The 16,653-nt window shown below is 69.6% G+C and carries 12 protein-coding genes; 4 read left to right on the forward strand and 8 right to left on the reverse strand.

Going from position 1 to position 16,653, the window contains the following annotated elements:
- Positions 1-7: 7 nt before the first annotated feature.
- On the reverse strand, positions 8-1,279 hold the full coding sequence (locus tag D7V97_RS13795) for a family 16 glycosylhydrolase (protein ID WP_233582762.1): 1,272 nt from the start codon (positions 1,277-1,279) through the stop codon (positions 8-10).
- A gap of 86 nt (positions 1,280-1,365) precedes the next feature.
- Here D7V97_RS13795 and D7V97_RS13800 point away from each other — a divergent pair, with 86 nt between their 5' ends.
- Positions 1,366-3,954 carry a LamG domain-containing protein gene (locus tag D7V97_RS13800; protein WP_120611089.1) on the forward strand — a complete coding sequence of 863 codons (2,589 nt, stop codon included), beginning with the start codon at positions 1,366-1,368 and terminating at the stop codon, positions 3,952-3,954.
- Between the two features lie 51 nt (positions 3,955-4,005).
- Here the strand turns inward: D7V97_RS13800 and D7V97_RS13805 are convergent, their stop codons facing one another.
- Positions 4,006-4,440: a tautomerase family protein gene (locus D7V97_RS13805; protein WP_120611090.1), complete on the reverse strand. Its 435-nt coding sequence runs from the start codon at positions 4,438-4,440 to the stop codon at positions 4,006-4,008.
- A 132-nt stretch (positions 4,441-4,572) separates the two neighbouring features.
- On the opposite strand from D7V97_RS13805, the gene D7V97_RS13810 reads away from it, so the two are divergent.
- Positions 4,573-5,151, forward strand: coding sequence for a TetR/AcrR family transcriptional regulator (locus D7V97_RS13810; RefSeq protein ID WP_233582763.1), 579 nt, complete (start codon positions 4,573-4,575; stop codon positions 5,149-5,151).
- A gap of 12 nt (positions 5,152-5,163) precedes the next feature.
- Here D7V97_RS13810 and D7V97_RS13815 read toward each other — a convergent pair whose 3' ends face one another.
- Positions 5,164-5,871 carry an immunity 52 family protein gene (locus D7V97_RS13815; protein ID WP_120611092.1) on the reverse strand — a complete coding sequence of 236 codons (708 nt, stop codon included), beginning with the start codon at positions 5,869-5,871 and terminating at the stop codon, positions 5,164-5,166.
- 615 nt (positions 5,872-6,486) lie between these two features.
- On the opposite strand from D7V97_RS13815, the gene D7V97_RS13825 reads away from it, so the two are divergent.
- Entirely contained in the window at positions 6,487-6,909 is a 423-nt protein-coding gene (locus D7V97_RS13825) for a carboxypeptidase regulatory-like domain-containing protein (RefSeq protein WP_147444811.1), read from the forward strand.
- 107 nt (positions 6,910-7,016) lie between these two features.
- Here the strand turns inward: D7V97_RS13825 and D7V97_RS13830 are convergent, their stop codons facing one another.
- Complete coding sequence (locus D7V97_RS13830; RefSeq protein ID WP_120611095.1) at positions 7,017-8,252, reverse strand: acetyl-CoA C-acetyltransferase; 1,236 nt, start codon at positions 8,250-8,252, stop codon at positions 7,017-7,019.
- A gap of 137 nt (positions 8,253-8,389) precedes the next feature.
- Positions 8,390-8,839 (reverse strand): OsmC family protein, encoded by a 450-nt coding sequence (locus tag D7V97_RS13835; RefSeq protein WP_120611096.1) that lies wholly within the window; start codon positions 8,837-8,839, stop codon positions 8,390-8,392.
- A 227-nt stretch (positions 8,840-9,066) separates the two neighbouring features.
- On the opposite strand from D7V97_RS13835, the gene D7V97_RS13840 reads away from it, so the two are divergent.
- Positions 9,067-10,416, forward strand: a complete 1,350-nt coding sequence (locus D7V97_RS13840; RefSeq protein ID WP_233582764.1) for an MFS transporter — start codon at positions 9,067-9,069, stop codon at positions 10,414-10,416.
- 9 nt (positions 10,417-10,425) lie between these two features.
- On the opposite strand, the gene D7V97_RS13845 is transcribed toward D7V97_RS13840, so the two are convergent.
- The 3 genes from D7V97_RS13845 to D7V97_RS44635 form a co-directional block, all read right to left on the reverse strand.
- Positions 10,426-11,733 carry an FHA domain-containing protein gene (locus D7V97_RS13845; protein ID WP_120611098.1) on the reverse strand — a complete coding sequence of 436 codons (1,308 nt, stop codon included), beginning with the start codon at positions 11,731-11,733 and terminating at the stop codon, positions 10,426-10,428.
- Positions 11,734-11,735: 2 nt separating this feature from the next.
- Positions 11,736-14,036, reverse strand: coding sequence for a thioredoxin domain-containing protein (locus tag D7V97_RS13850; protein WP_120611099.1), 2,301 nt, complete (start codon positions 14,034-14,036; stop codon positions 11,736-11,738).
- Between the two features lie 89 nt (positions 14,037-14,125).
- The coding region (locus D7V97_RS44635) for a hypothetical protein (protein WP_120611100.1) at positions 14,126-16,653 on the reverse strand (2,528 nt) is incomplete at its 5' end.

A 16,653-nucleotide genomic window follows, 5' to 3' on the forward strand; every position in this document is an offset into this window, starting at 1 on the left:
GCGGAGCCTACCGCCACTGATAGGCGCGCACCCAGTCCACTTCCATCGTCTGGGGCGTGTTGCGGATGAGGTCCACCGTGGACTGCGGCACGCCGTAGTAGGGCGTCGTGGCGCCGTTCATGCCAAACGGGTAGCCGCCGCCCACGGCGAGGTTGAGGATGATGTACAGCGGCTTGTCGTAGACCCAGCGGCCGTAGCGCTCGACCTCGGTGCGCGGCGTCGTCTTCACGAGCGCCCCGTCGATGTACCACTTGATGTCCGTGGTCGAATATTCGGTGCGGTACACGTGCCACGCGCTCACGCCGCCGGCCGGGTAGAAGCGGCCGTTGATGGGCGTGTTGCCGGAGTAGCCCGGGCCGTGCAGCGCCCCCGACGTCCAGTCGCCGTAGCCGACGTTCTCCATGATGTCGAGCTCACCGCACGCCGGCCACCCCACCGACCCGATGTCATTGCCGAGCATCCAGAACGCCGGCCACAGGCCCGCGCCCACCGGCATCTTGATGCGCGCCTCGACGCGGCCGTGGCTGAACTCGCGCTTGCCCGCGCTCTCCAGCCGGCCGGAGGTGAACGGATAGCCATTGGAGGACTGCAGGCGCGCGGTGAGCTTCAGCGTGCCATTGCTCACGGAGATGTTGTCGCCCGAGTTGGTGTACTGCTGCTGCTCGTTGTTCACGTGCACGCCGGTGTTGGGCGCCCAGTTGGACGTGTTGACGGTGTTCCCGTCGAACTCGTCGCTCCAGATCTGCACCCAGCGGTCCGTGGTGCCGCCCACGATGCCGAAGGAGAAGGCCTCCCAGCAGCCGGCGGTGGCGCGGTTGGCGTACAGCGGCGCGGTGCCCGCCTGGTTCGCGTCCGCGGACACGAACTGGCCGGTGCTCTTCGCCTTCAGGCCCACGGTGCCGTCCGGGAAGGGCACCCAGGTGAAGCGCTCCCAGTCCCCCACCGCCGTGCGGAACCCGGTGACCTGTCCGCCCGCGTTCGGATCCGCGGACACGTAGAGGCCCGTCTCGCTCACGCGCAGGGAGATGAAGTCATTGCCCGCGTCCGCCACCTGGAACTGCTCCCAGCCCTGCGCGGTGTCGCGGTTGGCGACCAGCGGCGCGGTGGTGCTGAGGTTGCGGTCCGCCGACACGAACTTCTGCGTCGCGCACGCCTTGAGCCACACCGTCTGGCCCAGCGGTGCCTGCGTGGCCGCCTGCGTCTGCGTGGTCACCGCTTCAGGGGTCTCCGGGGTGGGCGAGCCGCCACACGCCGTGAGTCCCCAAAGCAGCCCCAGCATCCACACTCCCGCCGTCTTCACCGCGCTCGTTGCCATCATCGTCCTCGGGTTGGGTAGGTCCTGGAAAATTGATTATCCTATTTTCCATGCAAAACAAACTTAACTGGAGCCTGGGTGCGCTGCTGGGAACGGCGCTCGCGGTGGTGCCGCTGGTGGTGCTCGCGGAGGGGCGTCCGTCGCTGGTGAACACGCGCATTCCGACGCCGTTCGGATCCAACGGGCACTCGTCGACGGTGGATGGCCGCATCTTCATCGGCAACGTCCGCGAGGACGCGGCGACCACGACGACGACGTGGATCGCGCGGGTGTTCCGCCCGGAGGCGGTGACGTACGACGCCTCGGGCAGGCCGTCGTTCTCCTCGGCCTTCTCGGCGGGGAAGACGGTGGACGTGCACAACGGGGAGAACGCGCTGGCGTTCTGCTTCCCCAACCCGGCGCAGCCCTACGCGCTTTTGAGCGGCGTGGCGGTGTACCAGCCGTTCCTCTTCGATTCGCAGATGTACAACGGGCCCAACCGCTTCCGGCGGCGCACGGTGGACGTGCGGGTGTCGCAGCCCTTCACGCCGCAGGCGGAGGTCGCGTCGTTCAGCACGGGCGCGCTGGAGACGCTGACCACGGTGACGGGCGCGGGCATCTTCGGCATCGAGCCGACGATGACGTCCGACGGCCGGCTGCTGCTCTTCCAGGGTGGGCCCGCGAACAACGGCGCCATCGACCACATGATGTACGCGTACAACCCCACGCCGTGCGCGGCCACGGGCTGGAGCAACCCGCGTCCGGTGTCGATGATGTTCAATGACGCGAACCCCGGCGTGAAGCGCTACCCGCTCGCGTGGAAGCGCCTGAAGGCGGCCACGGGCGAGGACTTCGGCGATACGACCTCCGGGGCCCTCGTCCACGGCGCGTACGCCTGGGTGGACCACGAGGGGCGCAACCTCCTCTACATCGCGGTGACGTACACCGACGGCGCGAGGCGCGAGGCGGTCAGCCTGGTGGGGGCGGACACGAACTGGACCGCGTACCACATCGATGGGGCCATCAACACGGACCGCATGGACCTGGCGCACCTCTTCTATTCCGGACCGATGTGGAACTTCGAGCAGGAGCGGCTGCCGTCGCAGAGCTTCCCGCGAGGCCAGAGCAATGAGGCGCACTACCTGCCGGTGACGAAGACGCACGACGTGCTGGCGCTCTTCGGCAGCAACACGGCGGACTACAACGAGGTGGACCTGGGCGAGCTGGTGGATCCCTTCCACCTGCTCTTCCTGCCGATGAACGAGCTCGTCACGCGCGCGGGCGCGTATGACCTGACGCGCACGCCGGACCTGTCCGGGCACTTCTTCACCGGCACGCTCCAGGGCGCGGCCTCCATCTCTCCGGGCAATGCCGTGACGCGCTCGGCGCCCACGGATTCGCTGTGGCAGCCGCACGGCAAGGGCAAGGCGCTGCTGGTGCCCGGGGGCAGCGCGCTCGCGGTGAACCTGACGGACGCCGCCGGCACGGTGCCGGGCGTGGGGGCCTTCGTGCGCGGCCTGTCGGTGGAGTTCGCGGTGAGGCCGGACGCGGACATCCATCAGGGGTGCACCACCGGCAATCCGTACCGCTACCTGATGCAGAAGCAGGGTGGGCTGGACGTCATCTACGAGGCGAGCAACCAGGTGCAGTTCTCGCTGGTCATCAACGGCCAGCGGGTGCGCCTGGGCGGCAGCCCCGTCCTGCCCGTGGGGCAGTGGAGCCACCTGGCCTATACCTGGGACGGCGTCACCGGCGTGTTCAACGAGTACCTCAACGGCGTGCCCACGAACCGCGCGCTGCCGGTCGCGCCGGGGACGGCCCGGCTGGGCACGGGGACGCTGTTCATCGGCGCGGGTACGAACCTGGATGCGCAGCGCTGCCCGGTGAACGGTGAGGGTTCATTCCGGGGGGCCATCGACGAGGTGCGCCTCTTCACGCACGCGCGCTCCAACCGCAGCATCTGCATGACGGCGCACGGCGCGAACTGCCGCGAGGAGGCCATCCAGCACGCGCCCTCAGCGGGCCAGTTCGCGATGAGCGCGCAGTCGCCGACGTGCACTGGCACGCAGGCGCTGAACTCGCAGGGATGTCTGTCCGCGATGCACCGGGTGTGCGCGCAGCGGGGCGCGGGGGACGCGATGGCGAACACCACCAACACCTGGGACACCATCATGCAGCTGGTGAGCAACCGGCCGCCCATCTCGCTCGCGGGAGCGCCGGTGGCGTCCACGGCCACGGACCTGACGGTGGCGTGCGCGCCCATCCAGCACCAGAGCGTGGCGGTGACGTTCGAGGAGCTGGCGCGGATCCACGCGGGTTGCACCGACGAGCGCCGCGTGACGGGCACGGACTGTACCGCCGCGGCGCACCGCTTCTGCAACAGCCAGGGGTGGACCACGGGGCAGGTGTTCGAGGTGACGTCCCGGCCGTGGGTGGGCTGCTTCAACTCCGGGCTCCAGACGGACGTGGAGAAGTCGCAGCTGGGCCCGGTGTCCAACCTGGGCGACTACACCGCCGCCGGCTCGCGGCTGGAGGTGAGCCAGTGGTGCCGCGCCCGGGGTTACGGGGCGGGCGTCGTGCAGGAGATCCCCAGCGCGACGGCGGCGCACGTGCATTGCTTCCAGCCGGCGGTGACGGCCACCTGGAAGTACGCGCCGTGAGGAACTGAGCGCCGCTGGGGCGGTGGGTCGCCTCAGCGGTGTTCCGTCCGGTCAACGGCGAAGCGTGGCCGCGCTCGCGCGAACCGCATCCCCGAGCTCGGCGTTGGTGTACGCCCGCCCGGCGATGCCCCAGCCGCCGTCGACGGCTTCGTGGAAGAGCACCCAGGTGCGGTCGCGGAGGCCCGGCTCGGCCGCGAGTTCGCCCACGATGTCCGAGATGCCCGCCGTGATTCCCGCGCGCTGCTCCTGGGTGAGCCCTTTCGCGGGCGTGAGGATCTGGACGCGGACCACGCGGTCGGGCTTGCCGCCCGCGGCGACGCGCCCCCGGGGAAGGACGTTCAGGAACGCGCCGGTGTTCGCGGTCGCAAGCGGGATGCCCGCCACCTTCTCCCACTGGAGGAGGCAGGCGGTGGTCCGCTCGAGGAGGGTCGCCTCGTTCGACTCGGGGAAGGTGCCTGCGGATGCTACGATGTCGATCATGGGCATGGCGTGTGTCCCTGGCGGACTATGACGGGTGTCATAGTGATCCGGTGGAATAATTAAGATGGTCGTCATAGTCAACAGGGTCCGATGGCTGATCGCGTGAAAAGTGCGCCCCGGGAGCGCGTCCGTCGTTCCGTGAAGGTGGAGTCGCCGGCTGTTCCCGAAAGGACGCCGCGTGAGCGGATGGTGCATGCCGCCGCTGCGCTGCTCAGCGAACGGGGCCTCGCGGGCACCTCGTTCTCGGAGGTCATCGAGCGAAGCGGCGCGCCTCGCGGCTCCATCTACCATCACTTCCCCGAGGGGAAGGACGCGCTCACGGCAGAGGCCATCGCGCTCGTGGGTGAGCGCGTGCTCGCGGCCCTGCGCCATGGCGAGGGGGAGTCGCCGGGGCAGGTGGTGCAGCGCTTCTTCGAGGCGTGGCGGAAGGTCCTGCTGAAGACCCACTTCCAGGCCGGGTGCGCCATCGCTGCCGTGGCCAACGCACGGCTCGAGCACCCGGAGCTTGGGGCGCGGGCGGCGGACGTCTTCGTCGCCTGGGAGCGTGAGCTCGAGGAGCGATTGGTGGTGGCGGGGATGGAGCGCGTGAAGGCAGGCAGTGCCGCGGCGCTCATCCTGGCCTCGGTCGAGGGCGCCTTGATCCTCTGTCGTGCCCGGCGTGAAATCACGCCGTTCGACGCCGTCCGCGATGCGCTCGTGGCCTTTGTCGGCCCCTGACACTGTCGACGGTCAGGATGTCACGGGCCGCAGGAGCCCGGCCGTCGTCAGCAACTCGCCCACGTGCCGGGCCAGTGCGACATGCTCGGGGTTGCTGACCGTCAGGCGCTCGGGGGTGAGGATGATGAGCGTGCCCCGGTCCTCTACGGGTTCGATGCGCACGGGGGCCGGTAGCGGTGGCACCGTGCCGCGATGGTGGGCGAGGTACGTGATCCAGCCGACGAACGTGCCAACGTCCGCGAACTCCGACACCTCGTCCCGATGACTGTCGGAGGTGAAGACCCCCCAGGTCGGCTCCCAAGCCAGAACCATCGCACGCAACATTGGGGTGAGCGTTGACACAGACAGGAGGCGCTCCGCGACGAGCCCCTTCGATGGAGGCGTCAGGACACAGAGATCCACCGTGTCGAGGGTGGGGGAGCCGCAGGCGAAGTTGATGACACTGCTGTCGTCAGGCCTCCCGTTCCAGGCGGAGAAGGCGAGCTCACCTCCGCCCTGCTGGTACTTCTGCTTCTGGAACAACCTGAGAAGCGTTCCGGCGTCCGGAGTGAAGCGGGCGTTGAGTGCCGCTTCGCGGGAAGTCGCTTGCTCGAACCAGTTGGCGAGACTCGGATCCAGGGCCGCCAGTTGCTGGAAGAGACGCTCGGCACATCGGGCGCAGGCTTCCAGCGACTCGGGGCGTCCGGGCCAGTACACCCCTGCGTAATAGGTCTCGGTCATGCGCGTCGGGCCCTTTCAGGCAGGGGGCGTGAAGAGGACTGGAACCCTTCCAAGGCCTGGTCGAGAGACTTCTCATCGCCAGCCTCCTCGGCCTCCAGCAGCACACCCTCGTTGAAGCCATCGAACTTCACGTCATCAATGTCGTAGACGTGGCCCCCTGGCGCCTGGGTGAGCTGGTCCTGGCCCACCGGAGGATGAGGAGTTTTCCCCTGGAAAGACAGGGGGGCGCATGGAGTGCTTCACCGGGTCTTCCCGCAGCATCATCGCCTTTTGATCGGCCGCATCGTCTGGCCCCCAGACATGGCAAGTCGTCGCGTGGAAGCGGTGGGGGGATGCCGGACTTGTTCATGACAATCATTCGCAATCCTATTTCCTGGGCGGATACGCACTTCGGGTGAAGCGGACCCACCGGTTCGCCCACTCCTTCTGGGGTCATTCCCTTGCTCTATTTTGATATTCATTATCACCCCGTGAGGCATTGACATTTCGTGGCGGTCGCCCTGAAGTGAGACACTTCTCCAGGAGTGCGCCATGTCGCATCGTCATCTTCCGGTGGTCGTGTTGTGTTTCGCTCTCGGCGGTCTGGTCGCGGGCTGCGGAGATGGGTTGGAGGCGGTGAGTACCTCCGAGTGCTCCACGGGGATGAAGTGGACGAGCGGGGACAGCGGCTCGTCCCTGATGCACCCCGGAGGCAACTGCATCCAGTGCCACGCCGACCGGGGCGAGGGTCCCCGGTTCGTGGCGGCGGGGACGGTCCATGCCGCCGCGCACGAGGCGAACGACTGCGCCGGCATCGAAGGCGCCCAGGTCACCCTCACGGACGCGAACCAGAAGGAATACACGCTGACGACCAACGCCTCCGGCAACTTCTTCCTCCATGCCGGAGACGCGAAGGACTTCGCGTCTCCGTACACCGCCCGCATCAGCGTCGACGGCGTCCAACGGGCCATGAACACCCCCCAGTCCTCCGGGGCCTGCGGCTCCTGCCACACCGCGCCGGGCGACAATGGCGCCCCCGGCCGCATCGGCCCCACTTGATTCAGCGGCCGGGCCCTCCGGCGTGACCGGAGGCGCCAGTCTGGCCGCCCGGGCCAGGCGCCGGGAGCGCCGGTTCAATGGACGAAGGGGACAGTCCCCTGGGGGCCCTACACGCGCTCCACGATGGTGGCGATTCCCTGCCCGCCACCGATGCACATGGTGATGAGCGCCGTCGCCTTGCCAGTCCGCTCCAGCTCATCCAGCGCGGTGCCCAGCAGCATCGCTCCGGTGGCTCCCAGCGGGTGGCCCAGCGCGATGGAGCCTCCGTTGACGTTCACCCGGTCCGGGTCGATTCCCAGCGCCCGCGTCGTCTGGACCACGACTCCCGCGAAGGCCTCGTTGATCTCCCACAGGTCGATGTCGCCTGGCTTCATGCCCGCCATGCGCAGGGCCTTCTCGCTCACCGGCGCGGGGGCGGTGAGCATCAGGAGCGGCTCCGTGCCCAGCGTCGCCATCGCGCGGATGCGGGCCCGGGGCTTGAGCCCCTTCTCCTTCACGTAGCGCTCCGAGGCCAGCGACACCACGGCCGCCCCGTCCACGATGCCGCTGGAGTTGCCCGCGGTGTGGAGGTGCTGGATGCGCTTCGCTTGCGGGTAGGCGGCCAGCGCAATCCCATCCAGCGTCTCGCCGTTCGGGCCCGCGACGGTCTCTCCCATCGCGACGAAGGCGGGCTTGAGCGCGGCGAGCCCCTCCGCGGTGGCGTCCGGGCGGGGGAACTCGTCACGCTCCAACAGCACCGCGCCAGTGCCCGGGTCCTTCACCGCGAACAGCGACTTCGTGAAGCGGCCCTGCTCGATGGCCCGGGCCGCGTTCTTCTGCGAGCGCAGCGCCAGCGCGTCCACGTCCTCGCGCGTGATGCCCTCCAGCGTGGCGATGAGGTCCGCGCTGATGCCCTGGGGCACCTGGAACACGCGCTCGCGCAGGCGCACGTTGCCGCCGTCCTGCCCGCCCCCGTCCGCGCCCAGCGACAGGTGCGACATGCTCTCCACTCCGCCCGCGACCACGAAGTCCATCGCTCCGGAGGCCACGCCCATCGCGCCGAAGTTCACCGCCTGGAGGCCCGAGCCGCAGAAGCGGTTGAGCGACACGGCCGACACCTCCTGCGGCCAGCCCGCAGCCAGCACCGCGTTGCGAGCGATGTTCGCCCCCTGCTCGTTCACCTGCGAGACACACCCCGCGATGACGTCACCCACCTCGCGCGCATCCCAGCCGCCGCGCCGCTTCAGCTCGTTGAGCACCTGCGCGAGCAGCTCCTGGGGGTGCAGCCCCGTGAGGGCCCCCTTGCCCATCTTCCCGCGCCCACGCGGGGTCCGGACGGCGTCGATGATGTAGCTGGCGGTCATGTGTGGCTCCTTGGATTTCAGATGTAATATTACGCACGTAATTTTCAAGTCAAGGCAAGCGGCCTGGAACGACGACGGGCCCGGTACCTGGATGGCACCGGGCCCGTCGCGGGGGAGCGAAGCGTCGAGGAGGAGACCTATCCAGCGGCCTGCATGGACAGGTGGATGGGGGTGGCGTGCGCCAGGTTGTCGCTCACGGGGCAGCGCGCTTCGACCTCGCGCAGGAGGTGGGCGAGCTGCTCCTGGGTGACGTCACCCCGGACGTGGATGGTGGCGATGAGGGACTGGTAGCCGGCGCGGACCTCGCGGTTCGTGCCCGCGAACTTTCCGGGGTCCAGCGAGCCCTGCACGGTGATCTCCGTGCCGGTGACGGGGATGCCCAGCTCGTGGGCGATGAAGAAGGTCATGTAGTTCAGGCAGCCCGCGTGCGCGGCGAGGATGAAGTCGAGCGGGCTGGGCGCGCCGTTGCGGCCTCCCAGCTCCACGGGCTCGTCCATGAAGATCTTGAACGCATGCGCCTCCGTGGTGCTGCGAGCCATGCTCTCGCCCACGGTGCGGACCTGTCCGGTGTACATCGGCTGTGCCATGACGTTGGCCTCCTGCTCCTGGATACGGAGGCAGGGGAGATTCCGGGTCGTGCGCGGTCAGCGCAACAGCACGGGGCCCTCAAGGCGCCCTTCAGTGTTGATGAGCGGGAAGTCCCGGGCGTCCAGCGCAGACAGGACGGAAGGAGGCTCGCTACAAAGGGCAGCACGTTCCGCCTTCCCTCCTGGGCGTGAATGGAGTCACACCCTGGGGGGAGTCAGCGGATACCTTGACCCCTCAACAGCGACTCGTCCTGGGGATCGCCGTGCTCGCCTCGCTCGTCACGTTCCTCGACGGGGCGATCATCAACGTCGCGCTGCCGGCGATGGTCCGGGACCTGGGCGGAGGGCTCGCGCTCCAGCAGTGGGTCGTGGATGCGTACCTCATCACCCTGGGCGCGCTGATGCTGGTCGCGGGCTCGCTGTCCGATGCGTTCGGACGCAAGCGCATCCTGCGCCTCGGGCTGCTGGGCTTTGGCGTGACGTCGATGTTGTGCGCGCTGGCTCCGTCCGGCACCGTGCTCGTGCTCGCTCGCGGGTTGCAGGGCGCCACGGGGGCGCTGCTGGTGCCGGGCTCGCTCGCGCTCATCCTGGCCTTCTTCTCCGGGCCCGCGCAGGCCAAGGCCATTGGCGCGTGGACCGGCTGGACGGGTGGGGCGTTCATCGCGGGCCCTCTCGTGGGTGGGCTCCTGGTCGACACCGTGGGCTGGCGGTGGATCTTCGCCATCAACGTCCTGCCCATCGCGCTGACCCTGGCGCTGCTCGCGCGACTGGAGGAACCGTCCCAACCGGAGGGCGCGCGCATCGACGTGTTGGGCGCGGTGCTCGCGTGCGTGGGGCTGGGCGGCCCCGTCTACGCGCTCATCGAACAGGAGAAGGTCGGCTGGTCGCATCCGACGGTGTGGCTGTCCCTGGGCATCGGCGTGCCGGCGTTCATCGCGTTCCTGGTGCAGGAGCGGCGCTCCTCGCACCCGATGATGCCGCTGGGCCTGTTCCGGGAGCGCAACTTCTGGGTGGGCAACCTCGCCACCACGTCCATCTACGGCGCGCTGTCGCTGGGCATGTTCGTCATCACGCTCTTCCTTCAGGAGGTGGGGGGCTTCCGCGCGACGACGGCGGGGCTGGCGCTGATGCCCACCACCGTCATCATGTTGCTGCTGTCCTCCGTGTTCGGTGGGCTCGCCGGGCGCTACGGGCCCCGCCTGTTCATGACGGTGGGGCCGTGCGTCGCGGGCTGCGGCTACCTGCTGATGCTGAACGTCCGCGCGCCGCTCGACTTCTGGACCCAGATGCTGCCCGGCATCGGGGTGTTTGGCCTGGGCTTGACGATGACGGTCGCGCCGCTGACGGCGGCGGTGCTCGGGTCCATCCGGAGCGAGCAGGCCGGCATCGGCTCGGCCATCAACAACGCCGTCGCCCGGGTGGCGGGGCTCATCGCCATCGCGCTCACCGGGCTCATCGTGGGCCCGCGACTGGACATCGCGGGCTTCCACCGGGCGATGATCACCACCGCTGTCCTGCTCATGCTCGGTGGAGCCATCTCCGCCGTCGGTATCCGCAACCCCCCGCGCAAGGCGTGAGGCGCGGCGTCAGTCCTCGCGAGGCCCCATCGAGAAGTACACGGCTTCGGTCCCGAGGTTGAACGTGTCCCCGTCCGCGATCTTCTGGCGCTTGATGCGCTGATGGTTGATCCAGGTGCCGTTCGAGGAGCCCAGGTCCTCGATGAAGAAGTCGTCGCCCACTCGCACGATGACGGCGTGCTCGCGTGAGACCCGTCCGGACTTCACGGTGAGGCTGCAGTTCGGGCCCCGGCCGAGCGTGAAGCGCGGCACGTTCACCATGACGGCGGGCCCTCCCGGCGCGAGCCGCACGAACAACTCCAGCGGCTGCGGGGCCTGGGTGATGTTGGTGGAGACCTCCCGCTTGCCGGAGTCCGTGGTCTCCTCGGGCTCGTCGTCTTCGGCACTGGCGTGGGCCGGCTCCGGTTCGGCGGGCTCGTCCGAAGCGTTGGAGTCCTCCTCCCCGGCGGAGTCGTCCTCGGAGCCCGCGTCGTCCGGCGCTTCCTCGTCGGAGTCCTCGGCCGCTTCGGCTCCGACGGCCGCCGCGATGCTGTCATCCTCCTCGTCGGCGGGCTGCTCCTCTTCGGAGTCCTCGGAGTCTTCGGAGTCTTCGGAGTCTTCGGAGTCTTCGGAGTCCTCAGCGTCCTCGGAGGCTTCGTCCTCCGCGTCGCCCGTGTCCGACTCTCCCGTGTCCTCGGAGGCTTCCGCCAGGGCCGCGGCGATGTCTCCCGTCGCCTCGTCCTCGTCGGGCGCGTCCTCGTCATCGGACCCGTCGTCGGACTCCTCTTCGTCCTCCTCCGACTCCTCGTCGTCGTCAGAGGCCACGTCGTTGCCGTCGGACTCATCCTCGTCCGAAGGCTCCTCTTCGTCCGACGCCTCCTCGGACTCCGCTTCAGCGGACGGCACCGGAACCTCGCGAGGCAGCACGGCTGCGTCCACGGACGCGAGCACGTCCTTCATCCGGTTGCGCACGAAGGCCACGTCATCGTCCGCGGGCGCCCCGGTCTTCGCGGGCTCCTGGGCTCCCACCGCGACGGCTGGCGCGGCCGGCTCCTTCACGGGCGGGCTGGCAGCGGCAGCGACCTCCACCGGGCGGGATGCAGGCTCCGCCACGGGCGGACGCGAAGTCGCCGGCGCCTCCGTGGGAATCGCCTGCGCGACCGCCGACGTCGCACCGAGCAACACGGGCGTCGGCGCCACGTAGCCGTTCTGCTTCGCGAGCAGGAACAGGGCCTGGGCCACCAGGGCATCCCGGTCCACGCCCAGGTCGTGGCTCATCTGCTCCAAGGCCCGCCACAGGGGCTCCGCGACCTCGATGGTTTCACGAATCCGCTTCATCACTAGCTGCCCCTCAGATTGCTCTGCCACGGCGACACATGGTCCGAGTCGTTGAGCCAGTAGAACATCGCCTGCGTCTCCGCGTACTGCCGCTCCGCGAGCCTCACCAGGTTCGGGTGGAGCTCTCCCAGCGGTACGCCCTCGAACAGGAAGCCCTCACCGGCCGGCGAGCCGTCTCCGCCCCGCAGTCGCCGGTCCCGGCTCTGCCACAGCCGCTGGGAGGCCTGTCCCGCCCCCTGTCCATAGTCCGCGGGGGGCGCGAGCCGCGTCGGCATCCGGAAGGTCTTCTCCCCGCACGCCCACAAGAGCCACGTCAGCGCGCTCCAGTCCGAGCGCATCACGAGCGCCAGGTCCGCGAGGCCACCGCTCGTGTCCAGCGTCTCGTCGATCTCCACGACGTCTTCCCCGAACTCCAACTCGAACTGCTCCAGCTTCACGGGCCCCGTAGGCAGGAGCGCGGACAGGTCCGGCGGCAGCCACGACACCACGGCGCCGGGCTTGAAGCGCTGGAGCAGCTCCGCGCGCAGCGTCTGGATCCGCGTGGCGTACTTGCGCACCACCTGCTGGATGGACTCCAGCGGTTGCTGGGGCCCTTCGGGGAGGCCGTCGTAGGTGCAGCGCGGCGGCTCCTGGCCCGCCCAGAAGTCGTACCGGGGAAACAGCGCGCGCGCATACGTGCTCAGGAACCGCGCGGTGTCCGGCTCCACCTTCGCCAGCTGCTCGGCGTCCTGGTGCACCTGCTCCGGCTGCCCCAGGTTCAACAGGATGAGCCCCCGGGTGAACAGGTACGCCTTGCGCTCCGGGGCCAGCAGCATCGCCGCGTGCACGAAGTCCAGCGCCGCGCGCGGCCGGTCCGTCTGGTCCAGCAGGACGGCGTAGGCCCTCAGGACCGTGGCGGCCTCACCGCCTCGCATGAGGCAGTCCGCCATCGGGGCCCATCGCTCGCCCGCTTCCTGCACCACCGACATCGCCAGCGCGTGGGCCGACGGCCGCGTGCGGGGCAGGGTGAGCTGCTCCAGCCACTCCGTCAGCGGCTGCACGTCCATCGCGGTGGCGCAGGCGCGCGCCGTGGCCAGCAGGGCCTCCCGGTAGCGCTTCTCCGCCCGGGCCTGCCGCGCGAACTCGCGCCAGCCCTCCGCGGTGCGCGCGAGGTTGGAGAACACCGGCGAGCGCTCCAGCGTCTCTTCGTCCTGCGCCAATCCCAGGTCGCGGGTGAGCACGACCTGCCGCTGGGCATCCAGCAGCGACCACACGCCCGCCGCCAGGTTGCCCTCGGCCTGGCCCTCGTCGAAGTGGACGCGGAAGTCCGCGTAGGTGTCCACGGCGCGCGAGCGGTAGTGCCCGTGGCGCAGCCCGTCCACGTACTCCGCTTCCCAGAGGAGCTGGCCCTGGCGGTCCCAGAAGCGGATGAGGCCGTGGCGCTCGCCCTCGGCGTTGAGCGACACGCGCGCCCACTGGTCCAGGTCCTCGCGCAGCTCCGCGTCCTCGGGGAGGTGCGCCGGGCGGACGGGGTAGGGCTCGCCGGTGGTGGGGATGACGCGCTGCCCGGTGCCGTCGAAGTGCAGCACCTGCCGCACCTCGCCCTGGTCGTAGAGCATCACGGTCTTCTTCACCCGCTCGCTCACGCCGTTCTCGTGCATGCGCTCGGTGGTGAAGTGCTCGGACGCGTACCAGGTGCGCGGGCCGTGGAGCTGGCCCTGGTCGAAGGTGCCCTCCTGCGACACGGAGCCGTCTTCATGGAAGCGCTTGAACACGCCGTGCGGCGTGCCCTGCTTCATGACGCACTCGTTGCAGAGCGTGCCGTCCGCGCGCCAGAACTTCCAGGTGCCGTGCTGCCGGCCCTTGGAGTCCTTGGGCCCGAAGGTCCACTCCGCGTCGCCCGCGTCCCACGTCGCGCCCTTGGGGATGCCGGGAGGCGGCTTCCCCGCCTCGGTGAGCCGCCGGTTCGCGGCGCGGCGCTTCTCCTCGGCCACGTCCACGGCCACGAGCTTGCCCAGCAGCGTGTCCAGCGCGTCGGCGGACATCACCCCGGAGGCGCGGTGGACCTCCAGGCCGTCCTTGAAGGCGAGGACCAGGGGCAGGGCCTCGATGCCCAGCGGCTCGGCCAGCGCCTCCTGCGCCTCCGTGTCGAGCCGCGCGAAGGTGAGGTCCGGGAACCTCGCCGCCGCCGCCGTGAAGATGGGCGTGAAGTCATGGCAGGGCGCGCACCACGGCGCCCAGCAATCCACCACGCACACCCCGGGACGCCGGGTGACTTCCTTGTAGTTCTCCGGGGTCAACTCGACCGGCGCTGCTCCTGCCACGACCGCTCCTGCTCAAGGGGAGGGGGGATATGACGGGCGCCGGGGACGCGCGTCAACCGGCGCGTCACGGGGTTGGCGACTTCCGGGCCTCAGTCGATCTGCAGCTCGGAGATCTTGTGCGGCTTGTCGCTGATGGCATCCATGATCTTCCCGAAGCCGAAGGTGAGCAGGCCGATGCCCGCGCCCACCGCCATGCCCAGCGGGCCGCCAATCGCGCCCACCGCCACCGCGCCGCCGATGCTGCCCGCGATGCCGATGGCGCCCTTGGCGATCTGCGCCCCGTCGTTCACCTTCGCGCCGTTGATGATGTCCATCACGCCGCCGGCCGTGCCGCCCACCGCGCCCAGCACGTTGGCCGCGCCGCCCATGCCCTTGAGTGCGGAGAGGGCCTTGCTTCCGGCGCTCGCCGTCGCGCCCGCCACCTTGCCAATCCCGCCCATGCCCTTCACCGAGTCCAGCACCGCGCTGGTGATGGCCCCACCCACCTTCGGGTTCGCCAGCGTCTTGGCCCAGGGGATGTTCTTGGCCGCGGTGGGCGTGGTGGTGGTGAGCGCGCCCGCGTTCTTGAAGTCCTTGATGGCCTCCGTGAACGCCTTGCCGCCGGTGTAGAGGTTCAGCGCGCCGTTGGCCGTGTCCGACACGCCCTTCACGATGTCCGGCATGTTGTTCTCGCGGATGCCCCGCGCCAGCGACATGCCGCCCGCCACCACGCCCGCCACGCCGCCCAGCGCGCTCGCGCCGCCCTGCGCCGCGTTCAGGCCCTTGGAGAGGGTGTCCTTGCCCAGGATGGCGGTGGCCTTCTCGGGCAGCCTGCCCGCGTCCTGGCTCAGGCCCTTGAGGATGTTCAGCGACTGCGCGCCGCCGCTGTTGGCGTACTGGTTCACCGTGCTCGCGGTGGAGATGGACGCCTGCTCCAGCAGCACCTTGCCGAACGCGTCGTCCTTGAAGTCGTCCGGGTTGGAGACGTCGCGCATGTCGCGGCCCTCGGGCCCGGACAGCTGCATCTTCTCCCCGTCCTTGCCCACCTCGTGCACGCCCTTGCGCCCCTCCGCGTCCGTCACGGTGGTGCGCGAGTTCACCAGCTGCGCGCCCTGTCCGGACAACAGCGACGTGTCCTCCTTGAGGGCCGTCTCCGTCTTGTTGTCCTTCGTGCGCTTCGTCTCCAGGGACTCCTGCAGCTCCAGCCCCGCGTCGGTCGCCTTGCGGCTGCTGTTGTAGTGCTGCTCCAGGTCGGAGCCGTCCCGCTCGCGGCTCTTCACGTCCATCTTCTCCACCGAGCCGTCCTGGGCATAGGTGGTGGAGGACTCGCCGTTCACCGGCACGCGCTTGGAGGACTCCTCGCTCTCGAAGGTCTTGCCCTCGAACTTCTCCTTCACGGTGCTGCCCTCGCGCGTCCGCTCCGTCTTGATGGTGGCGTCCGGGTAGCCCTCGATGAAGGTCTGCGAGTCGAGCCGGTCCGGCCCCTTCTGCATCTCCACCGACCAGCGCTTCGGCGGGCGGCCCTTGCCCGCCTTGTCCGCGTCCCAGTTCTCCCCGCCGCCCTTGCCGTACTCGTCGCGGACCGTGTGCAGGTCTTCAATGGTGTGCGGCTGGTTGCCGGCCAGGTGCGTGTGCCCGTCCAGCGTGCGGTCCACGTAGGACGTCGCCTTCATGTTCTCCTGGGAGAAGTCCTGCACGCGGCTGTACTGCACGTCGCCCTGCTTGCCGTCCTCGCCCGGGGGCGGAATCGCGTAGCTGTAGGTGTCCGCGCGATCCACCGGCTTGTCGAAGTCGAACGGGCCCTTGAGCTTGTTGTCGATGGAGCCGCCCCCCTTCTGCTGGTAGTAGGAGGTCCGGCTCGTCTGCGCGCCGCCGTCCGCCTGCGAGTACGCGTTCGTCACCAGCCGGTCGCCGTCCTTGTTCTTCTCCGTCGACACCTCGTTGCGCGTGTAGATGAGGCCCCGGTCGCGCGTCTTGGAGATGTCACCGAAGGACTTGAGGTCCGCGGTCTCGTTCTTGTCGCCCTTCCACTCGGCGCGCTCCACCAGCGTGCCGCCGTCCGCCTTCATCTCCAGCCGGTCGCGCTTGTTGGTGCCGTCCTCGTAGGCGGCGGTGTCCATCGTCACCGCGCCGTCCTTCTTCGTCGCCACCGAGCGCTCGACGACCTCCTTCTTGTCGTTGACGCGGGTGAGCTCCACCTCGGCGTCGGACACGCGCTTGACGCTGCTGCCCGCGGGCACGGGCTCCTTGCCGTCCGCCATGGCGAAGAGCTTGTCGGCCTCTTCGGTGGTCTTCGTGCGCAGCGCCTTCTGCGCCTCCACCGTCTCGTCGCGGCGCTCGCTCACGCTCTTGAGCTCCACGGCCTGCTTCGCCTTGTCCTCGCCGGACACCGTCTGGCGCTCGGGCGGCGGCCCGTCCACGGCCGCCTTCGCCTCGGGCTTCTCGGCGGCGCTCGCAGCGAGGCCCTTCCTCAGGCCCGCGATGGCCGGCGCGGCGGCGGCCTCGCCCAGCACCGGGCCCGTGGCGGCCTTCTTCGTCTCGAAGGAGTCGCCGACGACGGCCGGCTTCTTCGCCTCCACCGGAGCGCTGGCGGCCTTCTGCGGGGCGGCCTTCTCGGTGACGGCGGGCGGGGTGACGG

The organism is Corallococcus sp. CA053C, assembly GCF_003611675.1.
GTDB lineage: Bacteria > Myxococcota > Myxococcia > Myxococcales > Myxococcaceae > Corallococcus.

Excerpts from the sequence above, each read along its gene's own strand:
- D7V97_RS13795 (WP_233582762.1), bottom strand. The coding sequence starts at position 1,279 with ATGCTGGGGCTGCTTTGGGGACTCACGGCGTGTGGCGGCTCGCCCACC.
- D7V97_RS13800 (WP_120611089.1), top strand. The coding sequence starts at position 1,366 with ATGCAAAACAAACTTAACTGGAGCCTGGGTGCGCTGCTGGGAACGGCG.
- D7V97_RS13805 (WP_120611090.1), bottom strand. The coding sequence starts at position 4,440 with ATGCCCATGATCGACATCGTAGCATCCGCAGGCACCTTCCCCGAGTCG.
- D7V97_RS13815 (WP_120611092.1), bottom strand. The coding sequence starts at position 5,871 with ATGACCGAGACCTATTACGCAGGGGTGTACTGGCCCGGACGCCCCGAG.
- D7V97_RS13830 (WP_120611095.1), bottom strand. The coding sequence starts at position 8,252 with ATGACCGCCAGCTACATCATCGACGCCGTCCGGACCCCGCGTGGGCGC.
- D7V97_RS13835 (WP_120611096.1), bottom strand. The coding sequence starts at position 8,839 with ATGGCACAGCCGATGTACACCGGACAGGTCCGCACCGTGGGCGAGAGC.
- D7V97_RS13845 (WP_120611098.1), bottom strand. The coding sequence starts at position 11,733 with ATGAAGCGGATTCGTGAAACCATCGAGGTCGCGGAGCCCCTGTGGCGG.